This is a genomic window from Domibacillus indicus (genome assembly GCF_023715895.1).
Classification (GTDB): domain Bacteria; phylum Bacillota; class Bacilli; order Bacillales; family Domibacillaceae; genus Domibacillus; species Domibacillus indicus_A.
On the sequence record NZ_JAMBOO010000016.1, the window covers coordinates 1 to 18,202 of the forward strand.

At 40.9% G+C, this 18,202-nt stretch carries 21 protein-coding genes; 3 read left to right on the forward strand and 18 right to left on the reverse strand.

Annotated features, from left to right (window positions below; all coding sequences use genetic code 11):
• Positions 1-272: 272 nt before the first annotated feature.
• The 3 genes from M3221_RS17765 to M3221_RS17775 are packed head-to-tail and all read right to left on the reverse strand — an operon-like array spanning position 273 to position 1,462.
• Entirely contained in the window at positions 273-500 is a 228-nt protein-coding gene (locus M3221_RS17765) for a hypothetical protein (RefSeq protein ID WP_251273061.1), read from the reverse strand.
• 33 nt (positions 501-533) lie between these two features.
• Entirely contained in the window at positions 534-959 is a 426-nt protein-coding gene (locus M3221_RS17770) for a spore coat protein (RefSeq protein ID WP_251273062.1), read from the reverse strand.
• Between the two features lie 35 nt (positions 960-994).
• The gene (locus M3221_RS17775; RefSeq protein ID WP_251273063.1) at positions 995-1,462 is read right to left on the reverse strand and encodes a spore coat protein; all 468 of its coding nucleotides are present in this window, start codon (positions 1,460-1,462) and stop codon (positions 995-997) included.
• A gap of 336 nt (positions 1,463-1,798) precedes the next feature.
• Here M3221_RS17775 and tpx point away from each other — a divergent pair, with 336 nt between their 5' ends.
• The gene (tpx, locus tag M3221_RS17780) at positions 1,799-2,299 is read left to right on the forward strand and encodes a thiol peroxidase (protein ID WP_251273064.1); all 501 of its coding nucleotides are present in this window, start codon (positions 1,799-1,801) and stop codon (positions 2,297-2,299) included.
• A gap of 373 nt (positions 2,300-2,672) precedes the next feature.
• Here the strand turns inward: tpx and rpiB are convergent, their stop codons facing one another.
• Both rpiB and M3221_RS17790 read right to left on the reverse strand, forming a co-directional pair.
• Positions 2,673-3,116 carry a ribose 5-phosphate isomerase B gene (gene rpiB / locus M3221_RS17785; protein WP_251273065.1) on the reverse strand — a complete coding sequence of 148 codons (444 nt, stop codon included), beginning with the start codon at positions 3,114-3,116 and terminating at the stop codon, positions 2,673-2,675.
• A gap of 168 nt (positions 3,117-3,284) precedes the next feature.
• The gene (locus M3221_RS17790) at positions 3,285-3,410 is read right to left on the reverse strand and encodes a GapA-binding peptide SR1P (RefSeq protein WP_251273066.1); all 126 of its coding nucleotides are present in this window, start codon (positions 3,408-3,410) and stop codon (positions 3,285-3,287) included.
• Between the two features lie 308 nt (positions 3,411-3,718).
• Between M3221_RS17790 and M3221_RS17795 the strand changes: the two genes are divergently transcribed.
• Positions 3,719-4,420, forward strand: a complete 702-nt coding sequence (locus M3221_RS17795) for a FadR/GntR family transcriptional regulator (protein WP_251273142.1) — start codon at positions 3,719-3,721, stop codon at positions 4,418-4,420.
• A 125-nt stretch (positions 4,421-4,545) separates the two neighbouring features.
• Here M3221_RS17795 and M3221_RS17800 read toward each other — a convergent pair whose 3' ends face one another.
• The 7 genes from M3221_RS17800 to M3221_RS17830 all read right to left on the reverse strand — a co-directional run bounded on the left by M3221_RS17800 (position 4,546) and on the right by M3221_RS17830 (position 11,469).
• Positions 4,546-4,695, reverse strand: a complete 150-nt coding sequence (locus M3221_RS17800) for a GapA-binding peptide SR1P (RefSeq protein ID WP_251273067.1) — start codon at positions 4,693-4,695, stop codon at positions 4,546-4,548.
• Positions 4,696-4,794: 99 nt separating this feature from the next.
• Positions 4,795-5,751, reverse strand: a complete 957-nt coding sequence (pfkA, locus tag M3221_RS17805) for a 6-phosphofructokinase (RefSeq protein WP_251273068.1) — start codon at positions 5,749-5,751, stop codon at positions 4,795-4,797.
• 101 nt (positions 5,752-5,852) lie between these two features.
• Positions 5,853-7,193 (reverse strand): MFS transporter, encoded by a 1,341-nt coding sequence (locus tag M3221_RS17810; protein WP_251273069.1) that lies wholly within the window; start codon positions 7,191-7,193, stop codon positions 5,853-5,855.
• Positions 7,194-7,456: 263 nt separating this feature from the next.
• Positions 7,457-8,215 (reverse strand): SDR family NAD(P)-dependent oxidoreductase, encoded by a 759-nt coding sequence (locus M3221_RS17815; RefSeq protein WP_251273070.1) that lies wholly within the window; start codon positions 8,213-8,215, stop codon positions 7,457-7,459.
• Between the two features lie 28 nt (positions 8,216-8,243).
• Positions 8,244-9,191, reverse strand: coding sequence for a transketolase family protein (locus tag M3221_RS17820; RefSeq protein WP_251273072.1), 948 nt, complete (start codon positions 9,189-9,191; stop codon positions 8,244-8,246).
• Positions 9,188-10,042, reverse strand: a complete 855-nt coding sequence (locus tag M3221_RS17825) for a transketolase (RefSeq protein ID WP_285881128.1) — start codon at positions 10,040-10,042, stop codon at positions 9,188-9,190. Before M3221_RS17825 ends, M3221_RS17820 begins: the two co-directional genes overlap by 4 nt.
• Before the next feature lie 407 nt (positions 10,043-10,449).
• Positions 10,450-11,469 (reverse strand): SDR family oxidoreductase, encoded by a 1,020-nt coding sequence (locus tag M3221_RS17830; RefSeq protein WP_251273075.1) that lies wholly within the window; start codon positions 11,467-11,469, stop codon positions 10,450-10,452.
• 232 nt (positions 11,470-11,701) lie between these two features.
• Here M3221_RS17830 and yyaC point away from each other — a divergent pair, with 232 nt between their 5' ends.
• Entirely contained in the window at positions 11,702-12,298 is a 597-nt protein-coding gene (gene yyaC, locus M3221_RS17835) for a spore protease YyaC (protein WP_251273077.1), read from the forward strand.
• Between the two features lie 56 nt (positions 12,299-12,354).
• On the opposite strand, the gene M3221_RS17840 is transcribed toward yyaC, so the two are convergent.
• The 6 genes from M3221_RS17840 to M3221_RS17865 all read right to left on the reverse strand — a co-directional run bounded on the left by M3221_RS17840 (position 12,355) and on the right by M3221_RS17865 (position 18,189).
• On the reverse strand, positions 12,355-12,603 hold the full coding sequence (locus M3221_RS17840; protein ID WP_251273079.1) for an HPr family phosphocarrier protein: 249 nt from the start codon (positions 12,601-12,603) through the stop codon (positions 12,355-12,357).
• An 88-nt stretch (positions 12,604-12,691) separates the two neighbouring features.
• Positions 12,692-14,002: a CitMHS family transporter gene (locus tag M3221_RS17845; protein WP_251273081.1), complete on the reverse strand. Its 1,311-nt coding sequence runs from the start codon at positions 14,000-14,002 to the stop codon at positions 12,692-12,694.
• 58 nt (positions 14,003-14,060) lie between these two features.
• The gene (locus tag M3221_RS17850) at positions 14,061-14,882 is read right to left on the reverse strand and encodes a sugar phosphate isomerase/epimerase family protein (RefSeq protein WP_251273082.1); all 822 of its coding nucleotides are present in this window, start codon (positions 14,880-14,882) and stop codon (positions 14,061-14,063) included.
• A gap of 125 nt (positions 14,883-15,007) precedes the next feature.
• On the reverse strand, positions 15,008-16,093 hold the full coding sequence (locus M3221_RS17855; RefSeq protein ID WP_251273083.1) for an Ldh family oxidoreductase: 1,086 nt from the start codon (positions 16,091-16,093) through the stop codon (positions 15,008-15,010).
• A gap of 294 nt (positions 16,094-16,387) precedes the next feature.
• On the reverse strand, positions 16,388-17,248 hold the full coding sequence (locus M3221_RS17860; RefSeq protein ID WP_251273084.1) for a LysR family transcriptional regulator: 861 nt from the start codon (positions 17,246-17,248) through the stop codon (positions 16,388-16,390).
• 56 nt (positions 17,249-17,304) lie between these two features.
• On the reverse strand, positions 17,305-18,189 hold the full coding sequence (locus M3221_RS17865; protein WP_251273085.1) for a LysR family transcriptional regulator: 885 nt from the start codon (positions 18,187-18,189) through the stop codon (positions 17,305-17,307).
• Between the last annotated feature and the right edge of the window lie 13 nt (positions 18,190-18,202).

The window sequence follows — 18,202 nt, forward strand, 5'->3', positions numbered from 1 at the left end:
TAAAGGAAAAAGAACAAAAAGCCTAAAAGGAAATAGGCAGATTCCTGTTGAATTTTGAACAGGAATCTGCCTATTTTTGTTGGAGAAACAAGCAAGAATTTAAAAACGTAAGTTTTTCAGTGCCCTCTTTTGCTCAAGCGGGGTGTTTTTAGCAGCAGCATGCTTCATTTGTTGTATGAATTCAATTTCCTTTTTCTTTTTCAAGTAAGGAGAATTGAAGAAATTTAGCTAAACCATCACGACTCATTACATTCTAGTATAACACTTACAAATTATTCGAATAATTTGTCCAGCATGTCTTTCAAGGAATTGTTCTTTGAATCCGTCGCTGGAGTATTCTGTTTTTTCAGCTCTTCTAATGCCTTCGCCTGGCTTTTCTTAAAATCTTCTTTTAGTTTTTTGTTATTACGTTTTTGGCGAGAATCTTTCACCAGATTTTGGAGAGATTTCTCGTTCATTTTACGCAATTGTTCAACCAGGTCTTTACCTTTCGTATCCATACCTTCTCCCCTCTCTCTAAACTGGCTTATCTATTAAAGAACATCTAGTTTCACAACGATTGCTACAAGAATTTGCAGCAGTGCCTGGATGTTCACAGCCAAGTCTGTGTCTGTTGTCGTCACTTTTACATGCTTAGAGCCTTCAACAACTGTTTTCTGCGTATTTTTTTGCTTTGTTTTAATGAATTGTTTAAGGTCTTGAAGCACAGATTTACTTTGATCGGAATCGCCAACTGTGATACTTAGGACAACAGCAATCGCTGCCTGGATACCCAGCTGAAGGGACACGGCTGCTTGTGTATCTGTTGTGCGTACATCTACATCCTCGGAATCTTTTACGATAATCCATTCAAACGATTTTTGCTCGTTTGATACGAATTGTTCGCCTTTCTGCAAAACGTCTGTGTCGTTGTTGTCGTTATCACAATGGTCTAATGCTCTCCATTTTCTTTCACTCATGTTTTTCACCTCTTCCGTTTTTTTATAAACACAAATTACAACACATCTAATTTAACAACGAGAGCAACAAGCAATTGTAGAAGCGCCTGGATGTTCACAGCCAGGTCTGTGTCTGTTGTTGTGATTGTGACATCTTTTGAGTTTTTAACAAAGATCTTCTGCTTGTTCGTCTGCTCCGAATCAAACTGCTGGAACAGCTCCTGAGCGACCGACTGCCCTTCATCTGAATCGCCAATTGTGATGCTGACAACGAGCGCAATCGCCAATTGCAAGCCTACTTGGAGAGATACAGCGGCCTGTGTATCAGTCGAGCGTACCTCAACGTTGCAAGAATCTTTAATCCATACGAGTTCGTCAGACTCTTGTTCCATCACTGATTTTTGAAAGCCGTCCTGTACAACTTCTACGTCGTCATTCCGCTCTCTCTCTTCTTGCCCTCTGTCTTCACGCGACTTGCGTTTTTGCTTTTTATCCTCGTTTTCTTCTCTTTGATTTCTTGACATATTATCCACCCTCCTTTTTCATGTTATACAGTACTGTATGATCCAATCGTTCGTACGGTAGCGGCATATGTAACTAGTTTTAAAAAAATAAAAAACGCTTCTATACAGTCGCTTTTAAAAGATAAATTATGAAGGATACTCCGTAATAAACCGCCATTATAGTCGTTTGATCAGTTGTTTAAAACAAAAAATCCTTCTCAAAAACCTTTAAAATTCTTTTGTTTTAAACTGATAATTTAGTCTTTTAATTTAGGCATCTAACAAGATTTTACTTGTATAACAAGTAGACAACCTGTTATACTAAATCTATCTTACATAAGTTGGAGGGAATCATTCATGGCAAATGTAACGTTTAAAGAAAGTCCTATTACACTAACTGGAAATGAAGTAAAAGCAGGTGATCAAGCACCTGATTTTACTGTATTGGCAAATGATCTTTCTGAGATTTCCCTGGCTGATACAAGGGGTAAGGTACGAATTATAAGCGCAGTACCGTCCATTGATACAGGCGTTTGTGATGCTCAAACACGCCGGTTTAATGAAGAAGCAGCAAACTTGGCGAACGTTGAGGTGCTGACCATTTCAGCTGACCTTCCATTTGCCCAGAGCAGATGGTGCGCAGCGGCTGGTCTTGAAAATGTTAAAACTTTGTCTGACCATCGTGATTTCTCTTTCGCTCAAAACTATGGTGTTGGCATTGAGGAACTTCGCCTGCTTACACGTTCTGTTTTCGTATTGGATTCAAATGATAAAGTTATTTATGTAGAGTATGTTCCTGAAGCGACCAATCATCCGAACTATGAAGCAGCAATTGAGGCAGCAAAATCCGCTAATTGATGTTACCGTAAAACCGGCTTTGGCATTTGTCAAAGCCGGTTTTTGGTCTTGCATAAACTTTCATTTCAAAATTAGCCTTTCATTTGATCAAGCACTGCAGCTTTTACATCGGCAAAAAAAAGCAGGATAACCGCTAATGGTTATACCTGCTTTTTATCTTAGAAAGGAAGATGATCACCTGTCAGTATTTTAATTGTTTTTTCTTTCTTAGTTACAAATATCGAAATACACACAGCTGCTCCTTCTTTTACAAAAACATTTATGTGACTGAATGATCCATTATAAGATAAACAGCCAGCCGCAGATCTGCTGCTAGATGAACAGCTTCTACTATTATATTGGCCTAGGCGTTATATTAAACTTAAATTTAAGGTCAGACCTGTTCCATTTCTTCAATTTTATTTACACGGTTTTCATGCCGTCCTCCCGATTCAAAGGTCGTTTCAAGCCAAATCCTCACAATATCGCGGGCCAGCCCCGGGCCAATAACCCGTTCACCCATTGCCAGCATATTCGAGTTATTATGTTCCCGTGTCGCTCTAGCACTGAAGGTATCATGTACAAGGGCACAGCGGATTCCTTTTACTTTATTGGCCGCAATACTCATGCCTATACCCGTTCCGCATACTAAAATGCCCCGATCCACTTCCCCGCTGGCGACTTTATCTGCGGCCAGGCGTGCATAGTCAGGATAATCAACAGATGCCCCGCAGCCACACCCTAAGTCAATATATTCTACCTGCATTTCTTCTAGAAGAGCGGCGATCTCTTTTCGAATCGTTACCCCTCCATGGTCAGATGCAATGACGATTTTCATCTGATTCTCTCCTCCTAAAATGGTTTTTTTCTTAACTGGCTGTCTCATTATGTACTTTCATTTCCTTCATTTTTATAGCAGGATTGGCTTCTAAAAGCCAATCCTGCTTTTTGTAATCCCTTTCATTAACTATCAAAATAAGCAATTCTACGCACTGTTTTTATCTATTCATTCGTTATCTTCATTGTTCTGGCTGCAGTTCTCACATTCGCAATTAGAATAAAGAAACGTAACTTTTTCATCCTCAAAGTGATCAATTGTGGCATTACAAGTGTGGCAAATTAAAGTTCCCATTTTATTTCCTCCCCTCATAACTTGTCTACTTGTATACTACGCTTACCACATTTAAAGTATAACTAAACATCAAAGACCTGTCAATTGTTTTTGATAGGGCTTTCATGATTCAATGATTTTTTCTCGCAAGTTTTATTTTAGTATTGGCTAAAGCGATTTATCCCCTTTCTTGAGAGCAAGAAAAAGCTGTTTCACTTTCTCTTTTTTTAATGCTTTCTTATTCAATAATCACATAATTATTTTGCCCTCCAAAAGGGAAAAGTATATAATAATAGTACTTGTATGACAACTAATAACCATTGAAAGAAGTGATTTTTATTAATTTCAATCCTGTATCCAGTAAAAAATTATATATTCAAATTTATAACCAAATTCTTGCGGAAATTCAGGCAGGCTCTTTTAAAGTTGGAGATAAACTTCCTTCAGAAAGAGAATTGTGCGCCCAGTTCGGCGTCAGCCGTGCACCTGTCAGACAAGCTCTTAGTGCTTTAGAAATGAATGGTATCATTTACTCTCGCCAGGGAGAAGGGGTATTTGTGAAAAGCACGCATATCACAAATGGAAGTTCACAATCTCTTGAGTCGGTATCTCCGGAGGATATCGTAGAAGCGAGAATGAATATCGAGCCATTAATTATCAAATTTGCTGCTTTAAGAGCGACGGACGAAGATATAGAGGAACTAAAACAGACAATTAAAAAAATGGAAGAAGAAACGCGTTCTGGCATCTATGTTCCCGAAACGGACGAACAACTACATATGGGCATTGCTAAAGCGTCGCATAATGATTTATTTATCACGTTTATGTCTTCCATCACGAGTGCAATGAAGCAACAGGAAATGTGGCAGTTTATTCGGGACCGGACCGTTACCCGGTCAGATTATCAGGAAGTGAACTTCCAAGAACATAAACTGCTTATTCAAGCGATCGAGGATCGCAATGAAAAAGAAGCAGTAGAGCGTATGACCACCCATATGCAAAATTTATATGACCGCTATTGGAAAAGCTGAGCTTTATGATCTGGTTATTTGAAGTGCCTTGTTAAAGGCGCTTCTTCTTTTTATAAGAGCAAACAAAATAAAGGCGCATATCGACAGGCTTGCTGCCTGTCGATATACGCCTTTTCCTTTGCTTGTTATGCTTCTTTTTGGTTTTCTAATCCCAAGCATCTCGGACACATTCCATATAACACTTTAACACCTTCAGGACTATGAGCTGTATCGATCACTTCTTCACAAACCTGGCATACAATCGTATCTTGCTTCACTTTTAATTCCTTTACCATGATTTATCGCCTCTATTCCTCTTATTTAAAAAGGCCTTTAAGAATGCTGAACGTTTTCTTAAGTTAAACTAATCTGATGGACATATAGACGTTTCATTTTCAGTGTAAAAGCATTTCAAGTAATTGATAATCATCTCGTTTGTTTATGGATGCCTGATCGATCGTTTCAAGGTCTTTGCAGATAATTTTGTTTTCTTTCATGCCGACCGCCTGTCCCGAATGGCCCTGTATCAGCAGCTCCACAGCTTTTACACCTAGCTTGTTGGCCAGGACCCGGTCAAAAGCAGAAGGATCTCCTCCTCTTTGGATAAAACCTAAAATCATTGTTCTTACCTCAATCTGCAGTTTTTCCTCAATGTATTGCTGCAGAGAAGGAAGATCATACATTCTTTCTGTAATAATGACCACATTATCCTTTTTTCCGTTGCTGATTCTTTCTTGTAATTGGTGGCAGATTGTCTCAAAGTCCAGTTTTCTTTCTGGAGTGGAGATGATTTCTCCCTCCCCTGCCAGAGCGGAATAAAGAGCCAGATCGCCGCAGTATCTTCCCATCACTTCCACGATAGTCGTTTTACTGTGAGAAAATCCCGTATCCTTGATTTTCCCGATGCAGTCAAGCACTGTGTTTAGTGTAGTGTCAAATCCAATGGAGTAATCTGTATAAGGCATGTCATTATCAATTGTACCCGGGATGCCAGCTACCTTTACGCCCAGCTGGTGCAATTTCTGGGCTCCTTTTAAAGAACCTTCCCCGCCTATAACGACCACTGCATCTATTTCACATTCCCTTAATGTGCGAACTGCGCTCGTCCTCCCAGTGTCTTCCATGAATTCTAAAGATCTCGAGGTTTGCAGGATCGTACCGCCTTTGTTCGATATGTTTTCGACATCTGAAAGAGTCAGAGGATACATCGCCCCGTCAATCAAACCTTGATAGCCGCCTTGAATCCCCATAACCTCTGCCCCATAGTGATGAGCTGCTTTAACGACAGCTCGAATAGCTGCATTCATTCCTGGAGCATCTCCTCCACTTGTTAAGACTCCCAGCTTTTTCATGATTAACACACCTCTTAGAAGATTAGGAATTTTTCTTTGTTTTCGAAGATGGCCCAGAAAATGAAAGATTTCTCCTGTGTTTCTTGTTAAAATCGGTTCTTTCAGCTAGACTTCTCCAGGCTGGATTTCTCTGAGCTATTCTCTACTTTTAGCGCTTTCCCTGATTGTTTAACCAGAAAAACAATAATAAGCGAAGCAAGAATCATGCTGATGCCTAAGAAAATCATGCTTGTATTAAATGAGCCAGTTACATCTTTAATGTAACCAACAATATACGGTCCGAAAAATCCGCCAAGATTTCCAATACTGTTAATTAGCGCAATGGCACCACCCGCTGCAGCTCCTGTTAAGAAAGAAGGCGGAATCGCCCAGAATGGAGAGTAGGCACCAAATGCGCCACATAACGCAATGGTTAAAAATACAAATGCTAATACAACATTTGAATCTGCTACATAACTGCTGACAATCATGGCAATGGCACTAACTGTTAAACAAGCAGCCACATGCAAGCGTCTTTCATTTTTCTTATCAGAATGGTTGCCGACCAAAATCATCACCACCATTGCACAGGCATACATAAGACCTAACAGCCAGCCCATACCTTGCGTGCTTAAAGAAGTCGTTTGGGATAATCCTTGCGAAATAGTCGGCAGGAACATATTAATGCCGTAGTAGCCAACCATCCAGCAGAAGTAACCAATCGATAAAATTAGCACATCACGATCTTTTAAAGCTTGGGCGAATGTATAATGCTTAACCTCTTCTTTTTCCAATCTTTCTTTTGTTGTGATGTCGATAAGCCACTGCTTCTCATCTCTATTCAGCCATTTTACATCCTCTATTTTGTCATCCAGGTAGAAAAATGCAATAACACCGAGAATAAGCGCTGGAATGGCTTCTAAAATAAACAACCATTGCCAGCCTGCCATACCAAGCCAGTCAATTCCTAAAAGGAACGTGGAAAGCGGAGAACCCAGTGCATTAGCACCCGGAATAGCCAGCATAAAACCGGCAATCGCCTTTGCATGGTGTTTTGTTTGATAAAAACCACTTAAGTAATACACCATGCATGGATAAAAACTCGCTTCTGCTACGCCCAGTAAGAAACGGGCTGTATAAAACTGCCATGGCTCTTGAACAAAAGCCATCAATATCGCAATTAAAGCCCATGTGACCATAATCCGGCTAATCCATTTTCTAGCCCCAATTTTCGTCATCATCGCGCTTCCTGGTACTTCTAATAGGAAGTAACCAATGAAGAAAATTCCGGCTCCTAACCCAAATACAGCATTGGAAAACCCTAAGTCTTCATTCATCTGCAGGGCAGCAAACCCGATGTTCACGCGGTCTAAAATAGCAATAATAAAACATAAGAACAAAAATGGAATTAATCGGAGTGTTACTTTACGAGTAGTGGAACGCTCTATTGCGAGTTGATCCATTATAATTCCCCCTTAAGCTTGTTTTGCCTTCCTTCTTGTTGCCATGTTCCAAAGCTTAGAAATAAACTAACTGATTATCCGTTCTTTTTTGAAAAGGCGAGATTCCTTTACCGGGAAGTAAAAGATGTGAATGGCATTTCTATTAAGCGCTTACAAAAACTGCTTTTTCATGAGTCGAAAACCGCCAGCTTATAGACTTGTTTTCAGTAAAGAAACGGGTCAGGCATATAGAATATGCCTGCTCCGTAAAGATCTGTTGAACCTTAATCCATATGTGAACCGCCATTAATATCGATCTCTTCACCAGTGATGTAAGATGCTTCCTGAGAGGCCAGGAACGCAATCGTTGCGGCGATCTCTCTTGTTTCACCTGGACGTGCCATTGGGATGCTGTCGATGACCTTTTTCGCATCCTCTTCAGGAAGTGATTTCCAGATATCCGTATTCACAAGGCCGGGAGCTACACAGTTTACTGTGATGCCATCCTGCCCCACTTCCCGGGCAAGGTTTTTAGAAAAACCTAATACAGCTGCTTTAGAAGCGGAGTAATGAGCCCCACCAAAAACGCCGCCGCCTCTTTTGGCAGATACAGAAGACAAGCTGATAATACGGCCATATTGCTGCTTTTTCATTGTGGCCAAGACGGCTTGCGTGCACAGGAACAAACCAAACATATTGACGTTAAATACTCTTGTCATATCTTCGAGTGTCATATCTTCAACGGTTACTTTTTGAGAAATCCCGGCATTGTTCACCAAAATATCAATGCGTCCAAACGCCTCAAGCGTTTTGGCTACCATTTGGTCAACTGATTCCTTGTTTGTTACATTCACTTCTACTCCGATGGCTTTTCCGCCATTTTCCGTAATCGCTTCTACTGTGTCCCAAATACCGGCTGGATTCATGTCAGCTACCACAATCGAAGCACCCTGCTCCGCAAGGGTTAATGCAATCGTCCGTCCAATTCCTTTTTCGGAACCGCTTCCAGTCACTATAGCTACTTTATCATTTAATGTAAACATGGCGTACCCCTATTTTCATATTTTATTTTTAAAGCATTTCTTTTGCTGTTTGAACAATGTTTTCAATGGTAATGCCGTTGATTTCCATCAGCTTCTCATAAGGAGCTGATTCTCCAAACTGGTCCTGGACTCCAATTCGTTTTACTCGGCCCCGTCCTTCTTCCGCTGCCACTTCACATACAGCGCTTCCCAGGCCGTTCAGGATGTTATGGTCCTCTACAGTCACGATGTTGCCGATATCGAGGCACTCTACCACCGCTTCTCTGTCTAGAGGCTTAATCGTATGCATATCTAAAAGCGTTACAGAAATCCCTTGTTCTTCCAGCTGCTTGGCCGCTTCTAAGGCAAGGTATACGGTATCGCCATTCGCGATAATCGCAATATCTTTTCCGTGCTTTAGTTTCTTGGCTTTTCCGATGATGAATTCTTCATTTTCGTTGTAAATAACTGGCACCGCGTCACGAGTAAAGCGGAGATACATTGGACCGTACGTATTCGCTGCCTGCTCGATCAGTTTTCTTGTTGAATAGTAATCAGAACCCATAATGACGGTCATATTTGGGAATGTTCTTAAAACGCCCATATCTTCAATCGCCTGATGGCTTCCCCCGTCGTTTCCTGGAGTCAGTCCGCCGTGTGAGCAGGCGATCTTTACGTTCAAGTTTGGATAGCATACTTCCTGGCGGATTTGTTCCGCCATCCGCAGCGAGCCAAAAACAGCGTAAGTGCTTACAAATGGAATTTTACCAGTTGTTGCAAGACCTGCTGCCAGGCCGGCACCGTTCTGCTCCGCAATCCCGACGTTCACATGCTGATTAGGAAGCTGCTTAATGAATTCTCCTGTTTTACATGACTTGCCGATATCAATATCTACTACGTAAATATTTTTATTTTCTTTTCCTAATTTAACGATTTCATCACCGAAAGCTTCCCGTGTCGCTTTTTTTGTCATTACTGCTTTTTCAGTTAGGCTCATGATTTTAAACCTCCTGCTAATTCTTCTAGTGCTTGCTCATATTCCTTTTCATTTGGTGCTACACCATGCCATGAGCAGACGTCTTCCATATAAGAAACGCCTTTGCCTTTAATCGTGTCGGCTACAATGCATTTCGGCTTTCCATTTTTCGCTTTTGTTACTTCATCTAATGTCTGCACGATTTCTTCCATCGAGTGGCCATCAATTCGTTTCGTTTCAAAACCGAATACTTCAAACTTTTTCTCGATGTCCTGCAGAGGCATAATTTCCTCACAGAAGCCATCAATTTGAAGACGGTTATTATCGACAAAAACAATTAAGTTATCCAGGTTGTATTTTACAGCCGTTTGAACCGCTTCCCAAATTTGCCCTTCCTGGCACTCCCCGTCGCCTACCATAGCGAATACCCGGTAATCTTTTTCGTCCCGATTGCCTGCAAGTGCCATACCGACGCCGCAGGAAAGGCCCTGGCCTAGTGAACCGGTTGAAATATCGATGCCCGGGCACTTCTTCATATCAGGATGACCCTGGAATGGCGATCCGTATTGTCTTAGCTTGTATACGTTTTCATATGGAACAAAGCCTCGGAGCGCCAGGGCAGCATATTGAATAGGGGCTACATGGCCTTTTGAGAGAACAAAACGGTCCCGGTCTTCCCATTTCGGATTTTGGGGATCTATATTCATTTCTTTAAAATAAAGGGCTGTGATGATATCTGCAGCGGATAATGAACCCCCTGGATGTCCGGACTGAGCCTCAAAAATCATCGTAATGGCTGTTTTTCTAAGCTCAATCGCTTTTTCTTGTAGTTCCGCAACACTTACTTCTTTCACTACAATCACCTCTGTCATAATTTAAGATGTAAACTTAACTACTTGTTAACTTGTGTACTTGTATGACAACTAGCTTATGTGAACACTATACAACTGTTGAAAGCGTTTGTCTATACCTTTTTTCAAAAAATTTGTTTTTTTGTATCCGGATACATTTTTGCATTGATTTATCAATTGCTTATGTTAAAACCACCAAGTCTATATAAACTGCTCTTAAGCTAACTTTTTCTAATTACTTTTAAAGTTTTTAGTTTTTTGTTATGTATATAGGTTTATGTCATTAAAAAGAGCATGCTTCGAAAAAACATGCTCTTTCACCAAAGTGTTAACCACTCACTATTTTGAATTTTATACGCTTAACCTATGTTCAAATCCATCTTTTCCGCAATCCTTCAGTTTTCATTTTTTACTTTTTCTCACTCTCTTTAGAATGATTTCTTGAACATATTTAGACATTCCTGCTGCACGTCAATCAGCTTATCACAGAAACTGTTAAATTCCTCGTCGGTCTTCTGCAGTTCCGGATGGGCCAAGATATGTTCAATCGTTTCCCTGACTCCTTCATCGAACCGTTTCGTTGCGATGAAATTCGGTACAAGTCTTTTGATTTTGCTGTTGTCAAATACAGCGCAGCCAGCTTTATCCCCGAGTAATGGCCCTTCTAGATCCGGCCGGCAGCCAACGAGGAAATCAGTCGCTACATGGATTTTTTTCACTTCCACATTAAAAACTGCCCCAATGCAGTCATAAATTTTGTTCCAGGTTAGCGCCTCGTCCGATGTAATATGAACCGCTTCCCCTATAGCCCCTTGATTGGCCATCAGTCCGACAAATGCTTTAGCAAAATCGGTGTTATGCGTTAACGTCCAAAGCGACGTACCGTCACCATGAATAATGACCGGCTTTCCTTGTCGGATGCGTTCTACAACCTGCCAGCTGCCGTTTTTTCCGTAAAAGGCTACCGGTACCTTTTGTTCTCCGTATGTATGACTTGGACGTACGATTGTGACTGGAAACTGATTGTTACGATATTCCGCCATCAGCATCTCTTCACAAGCGATTTTGTCCCGTGAATACTCCCAGTACGGGTTACTTAATGGTGTGCTTTCACTTGTTCGATAATAAGAAAGTGGTTTTTGATAAGCGGAAGCGGAGCTGATAAAAATAAACTGCTTCGTTTTGTTTGTAAATAGCCTTATATCACGTTCAACGTGCTCTGGCTTAAAGGCGATAAAGTCCGCAACCACATCGAAATGGAAATCCTTGATGAGTTCGGCAACCGCTTTTTCGTCTTGGATATCGCCTTTGATAACCGTTGCGCCTTCAGGTACTTGGTCCAAACGGTTCCCCCTGTTTAAAAGGTATAAGTCCCATCCTTTTTCCACGATATGCTTTGAAACGGCACTGCTGATTGTCCCGGTTCCTCCAATAAATAACGCCTTCATTTCCTCACTCCTTCTTTATAGAACAGTTTACATAGTAAATTTTAACAAAGCAGACTTTGAATGAGCAAGGCAGGCATTGGCAATCGAATTAATTCGTTTAATCCCTTCTAGCCTCTTTCTCTCAAATTGTCTGTAATCACATAAAAGTATCTGACAAGAAAAACGGGTATACTAAAGCTATCTGAATATCCTTATACCTTAAATAAGTAATCAGCTAAAAGGGGGCGTGCAGATGTATCCTTTTAAAAACAGAAAAGCCGTTCAGCGGCACAAAAAAACAGTTCGTTTTATAACGAAAACCGGTGAGGAAACCGCAGAGATGTCGAAACAAATCGCACATTCACTTCGCTTATCCTCTAAAGAGCCTGTTTTTTTATGTATTGGCTCTGATCGGTCTACAGGAGATTCTTTTGGCCCTTTAGTCGGCACGATGCTAAAAGAACATCCTATTCCCTATCAGGTGTTTGGCACACTCAGCGAACCGGTACATGCCCAGAATTTAAAAATCGTTTTAAAAGAAATTCAAAAAAAGAAACTGGATTCACTTGTTTTTGCCATTGATGCCTGTTTAGGTGATCCCCATCAGATTGAATCCATTTATTTTAATGAGGGATCTTTCTGCCCGGGGAATGCTGTTCATCAAACGCTGCCGGAAGTTGGTGATTATCATCTTAAAGCAGTCGTCAATCATTTAGATCCTTTTTTCCCCGTACATTCTTTGAATAACACAAGATTAGATACAGTGATGAGATTAGCAAAAAGAACAACATCCATTTTAATAAATGCCACTCAGCTCTCTAACATTGAAAATGAATCGGCATCTTCTTAAACACGAACGCAAAAAAGTGCAGATCTCCAGATGGTCTACACTTTTTTCATTTACATTTATACGACTCCAACTGGCAGACTTTGTTTCCATAATACACTCGCCATCGCCAATTTTGCTTTTTCTTCGTCCGGTCCATGAATCTCTAATTTAAATGAGCTTGAGCTTAAAATACTATAGGTTAATCCTGGGATACTTTTAGCGTCTATCATTTTGTGATCTGTAATAATAACGATACTTGACTTATACTGGCTGGCAGTTTGATTGATTTCTGCTACGATGTGTGCGGTCGTCTTATCTAAAGACATGCTCATCACCCTTTCGAAAAGTGAAGTGCGTTATTCTTGCTGGATCGGTAAAGGTTTATGATTTTCTTGAGCTTTCCTGTACATGGTTTTACAAAGAAAAAGCACCGGTGAGCAATGAGACTGCAATCATAATAATCGATGTTCCAACAGCCCATAGAAGCGTAAACCGTTGAAATTCTCCAAAGTCAACCTTCACCATTCCTACTAGTAAATACGTAGAAGCCACAAGCGGGCTGAGCAAATGCACAGCTGGTCCCATCAAAGAAGCACGTGCTACTTCTACAGCCGGAACTCCATAGGTAGAAGCTGCTTCCGCAAGTATTGGGAGAATGCCGAAATAGTACGCATCATTTGACATAAAAAACGTAAACGGCATACTCGCAACAGCTGTAATAATCGCAAAATGCGGACCCCATGCTTCTGGTATAATGCTTACTAGGCTGTTGGCCATTGCATCTACCATCTTCGTACCGGACAGTATGCCTGTAAATACACCTGCTGCAAATACAAGGGATACAACGGCTAAAACGTTGCTTGCATGAGCAGCGATTCTCGCTTTTTGTTCTTCTAGTTTCGGATAGTTAATCAGAATCGCTACAGCAAAAGCAATCATAAACAAGTACTGCAGTGGAACTAAACCAAGAATAAGGGTTACCATAAGGGCTACAGTTAAAGCAAAGTTGATTAAACGAAGCTTTGGACGCTTTGTATCAACTCCCTCTAATGTTGCAGCATTCTCACTGTACTTTTGCTGTTCTGAATAGAAATCCCCCAAATCAATCACGCCTAAACGCTTTCGCTCTCTAAGTCCAAAAACGTAAGCAGTGAATAAAACCCAAATGGAACCGCCAACCATTGCCGGAACAAGCGGAACAAACACATCAGCCATTTCGAGCTGCAGCGCACTCACGACTCGTGCCATTGCGCCAGCCCAAGGCGTAATATTCATCACCGAGTTTCCTAATACGGCAATCGCTGCTAATATTAACGGATGCATACCAATTCTTTTGTACAAAGGAAGCATAGCTGAAATGGTGATCATATACGTGGTAGTTCCATCGCCATCCAGAGAAATAAGCAATACTAAGACCGCTGTTCCGAGAGTAATTTTTAAAGGGTCACCCTTCACAAATTTAAGAATTTTTCCTACAACAGGGTCAAACAAACCTGCGTCAATCATAACACCGAAATACAAGATGGCGAACATAAGCATAACACCTGTCGGGGCCAGCTGCTCAATTCCGGCTAAGGACATTTCACCGATTTTCGCAAAGGAAAAACCGGCAAAAAGAGCAAAAATGCTTGGAATAACCATTAATGCGATTAACGCACTGATCCTATTCGTCATGATCAAAAACATAAATACGCAAATCATAGCGTATCCTAAAATTGCTAACATCTAAGTTCCCCCTTTTGTTTACGCTTTCATTTATTGGAAATAAGGATAGAACAGAGAGTTAAGCCCTGTTTCGTTCCTTAATCATTCCTATTAAGAATTCAAAAGCGTCTTTTGCTTCTGAATAACTATCTTCTCCCTGATTAATTTCCGGAGTAATAAAACCTTTATAGTTTAAAGAAATCAGTGATTGAATAACTTCCTCGAATTCGAACGTTCCTTTTCCTGGTGCCTTGCGGCTGCTGTCGGCTATGTGAAGGTAGATCAACTTTTTATGAGACTTTTCGAAATTTTCCGTTATCGATTCACCTTCCATTTTCATGTGATAAACATCCAGCATTAGTTTTAGGTTTGGCAGGTTCATAGACTCTAAGAAAGAAAACGCATCTAAAGTGGTATGAAGATTATTCATAGCGGTTCGACTTTGAGGCTCTAGTGCTACCTCGATTCCAGCTTTTTGTGCGTATTCGCATATCTGCTCGAACCCTTCCTTCATCCAGACCCATGATTGATCCGAATTCTCTTTATCAATCTCGCCTCTTAGCTTTCCAATACTCACCGGACAATCGAACTGGGAGGCAAAGTCTACTATCTTTTTAGCCCGCTCCACAGCTGCTGCCCTCGTTTCCTGGTTCTTAGCGGTAAATGTTAATTGATCGTCACTGACAACCGGGCCTGTCCCAACTGCTGCAATTTGAAGGTCCAATCGCTGTACTAAGCTGTGAATCAGAGAGACATCTACCTCTTCCGGATTTCGGGTAAGCAGTTCAATACCTGAATAGCCAATTCCTTTGAGCTGGGAAAGAGCATCTTTTGTATCTCCCTTGTATCCCAGGAGCGGTTTTTTTGTTTCTTCTGTTAAAAAAGGATACGCTAGCTTCATGTCTTCCTTCCTTTCTGCTGACAAACTAGTTAACAGTCATGATAGAATCTTGCTAAAAGTTTCTTCAATCCGTATACACAAGAATACACCTGAAAAACGTATACGGATTAAAGACCATTCATTTATTAGGAATTTAACGCAATTTCATTTAACTGACTGGAGATATCAATTCCATACTCCAAGCCGGTTTCTTGAAGGGTTTTAATCACTTCTTCTGTTAAAGGAATACCTGTATCCAGGCGCTTAGCTGCTGTTTTTTCTTCCGGCTCTCCCGGAATCAAAATTTCTTCAAACCCTTGTGCTTTTGGCAATGCTTTAGCACGCTTTACGAATGTATCCATCCGATCATCAAACTCATCTTTCGATACAAATAAGTCTGGCCGAATGGCGATAAACAGGTGACCAACATTCTGCGGTTCAGAATGATCAAAGTAAAGGCTTTTCACGTCGCCTCCATAATTCGCTCCAGTCAGTACGCCTGCAAGAAGGTCCATTAACATCGCCAGCGCAGAGCCCTTCGCTCCGCCGAATGGAAGGCAGACACCTTCAAATGCTTTAGCCGCATCCGTTGTCGGGGCTCCGTCTTTATCGAGGGCTAAGCCTGGAAGAATTGGTTCACCGTGTGTGGCCGCTAAGCGGATTTTTCCTCGTGCAATAACAGTCATGGCCATATCTAATACATACGGTACTTCTTCTTTTCCGCCCGGGACGCCTGCGGCAAAAGGGCTGGCTCCCAAGAAAGCTGTACGTGAGCCCCAAACAGGAAGTGCTGGAGAAGAATTCGTATAAGCAAAAGAAAGATAGCCTTTTTTAATGGCGTCCTTTACATACAGCGCAGCCATTCCATAATGTGTGCTGCGGCGTACACCAACAAGGCCGATTCCATTTTTCTCCGCCAATGAAACCGCTTCCTCCATTGCGCGATGACCAGCCAAAAATCCCATTCCATCATCACCATCGACAAGTGAAACAGCTGGAAAAACATTTTGAACGGTAATATTAGGCTGCGGGTTTACGACCTTGCGTTTAATCCGCTCTAAGTACATTGGAATACGGGAAGCCCCATGTGAATCGAGACCGCGCAAATTTGCTGCTACTAAGTCATGCGCCACAACAGCTGCATCCTCTTTTCTCAAGCCCCCCGCTTCAAAAAGCTGTGCAGCAATATTTGTTAATGTTCCAGGATCGATTATCATCTGTTTTTCTGTCATTTCAAGTCCTCCACTCTATTTGTCTTTAGTTGATGCTTGATCTACTTAAATCGTAAAGGACTTTTCAAAAGAATTAAAATACAAATCATTATAGGTTGTTTATAAAAAATTTGAATACCTGCCTTTTTCATTCAACTTTGCCTATGCTTAAATTGGAATGGTTTTTTCAATCGGAGCTTGTTTGTCTTGCTTCCTTGTATAACCTCCTTTTTATAAGAAAGTTTTTTAAACAGCAAAAAAGCGCTCTCCTGCGCAATAATCACTGCACAGGGAAGCACTTTTCCCTTCTCTACTTTACCAGTTACCCGCCTCGATAAAGTCAATAAAAGCTTTTATTAAATTCATTTCGAGCGATTCTTCATTATAATACATCCATGTATTTCTTTTAATCCGCTCGCCTTCCCGGTTTGTGATTTCTATTTTATATAAATTATTTGTGCCCTTTAAAATTTCACTCGGCAGGATGCCATATCCTATTCCATTTACCACCATGTTTTTACAAGTCTCTACATCATCTACTTCTATGCTGGTTGATGGTGCATCTGAATAGTGTTCTTTCCACCAGTCATCGATGATGGCTTTAAGATGAGAGTCGGTTTGATAGTCAATTCTCGACTCATTTGGAAGATCGGCTAGATGAATCTTATGCACGGATACAACGGACATGGTTTCCTCAAAAAGAAGATGCTTTTTCCCTTCCCATTTATAATCTCCCCGTACAAACCCAATATGAATGTCCTGGTTATAAACGGCTTTAACAATTTCGCTGCTCCATCCGGTTAGTATATCAAATTCAACTTCCGGGTACTTTGACTGGAATTTTTTCAACATAGGGCCAAGCTTATATTTAGTAAAAAAATTAGATGCCCCAATTCTTAATATACCCGAAGGATTTTTACTAATCTCTGTTAGGGCTGCTTTTACATTTTGATAATGTTCAAGTACTCTTTTAGCGCTTTTAGCCAGATATTCTCCTTCGGCCGTAAACTCAACTCCTCTTCTTCCAGGGTTCATGATCTTAACCCCAAACTCATCTTGTATTTGCTTTAAACGGTTGGTTAAGGCTGGCTGGGAGATAAATAAAACGGCTGCTGTCTTTGTAATATTTTTTTGCTGGTAAAGTTCTTTTAAGATTTCCCAATCACGGTACTCCACCGTCTTTATCTACCTTCCATCAATTGAACAACCGATTCTTCCATCTGGAAACTTCCTTATTTTCTTCTAGACATGTGGCTCAAATAGTCATTTTCGATAAATTGAACAAATGTCTGTACTATTTTTAATTCCATTGATTCTTTATATGAATACATCCACGTTCTTCGCAAAATTGGATCACCATTTTTGTCTTTTAAAGTTATTTTATGTAAGGATTCTTCACCTTCTAGGATCATGCTGGGCAGAATGCCATACCCTATCCCATTCAGCACCATTTCCTTGCATGTATCCACCCTGTTCACTTCAATGCTGGTTAAAGGTGAAGCAGCATAATTTTCAACCCACCAATTATCAATTAATAACTTTAGTAAAAACTCACTTTTATACTCAATTCTTCGTTTGAAGGGCAACTGGTCGAGTTCTAATTTATCGATTGATGCGACGCACAGGGTTTCTTCAAAAAGCAAATGCTTCTGATCTCTCCAGCTATAATCACCTCGTACAAACCCAATGTGAATGTCTTTATTGTAAAGGGCTTTCATTATCTCACTGCTCCAGCCCGTACGCACCTTAAATTCTACTAAAGGATACTGTTCTTTAAATTTCTTTAAAATAAGCGGAAGTTTATACTTTGTGAAAAAATTAGAAGCCCCTATCCGTAACGTCCCTCTTACCTCGCTGTTCATGTTAAGCACATTTTCTTTGATTTCCCGGTAAAGAGACAGAGCTTCATCCGCTGCCGTGGCTAGGTACTCCCCCTGAGGCGTAAGGTGAATACCCTTTTGGCTGCGGGCAGCTATAATCTTTATACCCAGTTCACGCTCCATAAGCTTCAAACGACTCGTTAGGGCCGGCTGGGTTAAAAAAAAAGAGTGAGCGGTCTTTGTGATGTTTTTGTGCTCATACAAAGCCTTGATGATTTCCCAATCCCGGTAATCCATTCGACCGCCTCCG

Coding starts and splice junctions, on each gene's coding strand:
- M3221_RS17765 (WP_251273061.1), bottom strand. CDS start 500: ATGGATACGAAAGGTAAAGACCTGGTTGAACAATTGCGTAAAATGAAC.
- M3221_RS17770 (WP_251273062.1), bottom strand. CDS start 959: ATGAGTGAAAGAAAATGGAGAGCATTAGACCATTGTGATAACGACAAC.
- M3221_RS17775 (WP_251273063.1), bottom strand. CDS start 1,462: ATGTCAAGAAATCAAAGAGAAGAAAACGAGGATAAAAAGCAAAAACGC.
- tpx (WP_251273064.1), top strand. CDS start 1,799: ATGGCAAATGTAACGTTTAAAGAAAGTCCTATTACACTAACTGGAAAT.
- rpiB (WP_251273065.1), bottom strand. CDS start 3,116: ATGAAAATCGTCATTGCATCTGACCATGGAGGGGTAACGATTCGAAAA.
- M3221_RS17790 (WP_251273066.1), bottom strand. CDS start 3,410: ATGGGAACTTTAATTTGCCACACTTGTAATGCCACAATTGATCACTTT.
- M3221_RS17800 (WP_251273067.1), bottom strand. CDS start 4,695: ATGGTAAAGGAATTAAAAGTGAAGCAAGATACGATTGTATGCCAGGTT.
- pfkA (WP_251273068.1), bottom strand. CDS start 5,751: ATGAAAAAGCTGGGAGTCTTAACAAGTGGAGGAGATGCTCCAGGAATG.
- M3221_RS17810 (WP_251273069.1), bottom strand. CDS start 7,193: ATGGATCAACTCGCAATAGAGCGTTCCACTACTCGTAAAGTAACACTC.
- M3221_RS17815 (WP_251273070.1), bottom strand. CDS start 8,215: ATGTTTACATTAAATGATAAAGTAGCTATAGTGACTGGAAGCGGTTCC.
- M3221_RS17820 (WP_251273072.1), bottom strand. CDS start 9,191: ATGAGCCTAACTGAAAAAGCAGTAATGACAAAAAAAGCGACACGGGAA.
- M3221_RS17825 (WP_285881128.1), bottom strand. CDS start 10,042: ATGACAGAGGTGATTGTAGTGAAAGAAGTAAGTGTTGCGGAACTACAA.
- M3221_RS17830 (WP_251273075.1), bottom strand. CDS start 11,469: ATGAAGGCGTTATTTATTGGAGGAACCGGGACAATCAGCAGTGCCGTT.
- yyaC (WP_251273077.1), top strand. CDS start 11,702: ATGTATCCTTTTAAAAACAGAAAAGCCGTTCAGCGGCACAAAAAAACA.
- M3221_RS17840 (WP_251273079.1), bottom strand. CDS start 12,603: ATGTCTTTAGATAAGACGACCGCACACATCGTAGCAGAAATCAATCAA.
- M3221_RS17845 (WP_251273081.1), bottom strand. CDS start 14,002: ATGTTAGCAATTTTAGGATACGCTATGATTTGCGTATTTATGTTTTTG.
- M3221_RS17850 (WP_251273082.1), bottom strand. CDS start 14,882: ATGAAGCTAGCGTATCCTTTTTTAACAGAAGAAACAAAAAAACCGCTC.
- M3221_RS17855 (WP_251273083.1), bottom strand. CDS start 16,093: ATGACAGAAAAACAGATGATAATCGATCCTGGAACATTAACAAATATT.
- M3221_RS17865 (WP_251273085.1), bottom strand. CDS start 18,189: ATGGATTACCGGGATTGGGAAATCATCAAGGCTTTGTATGAGCACAAA.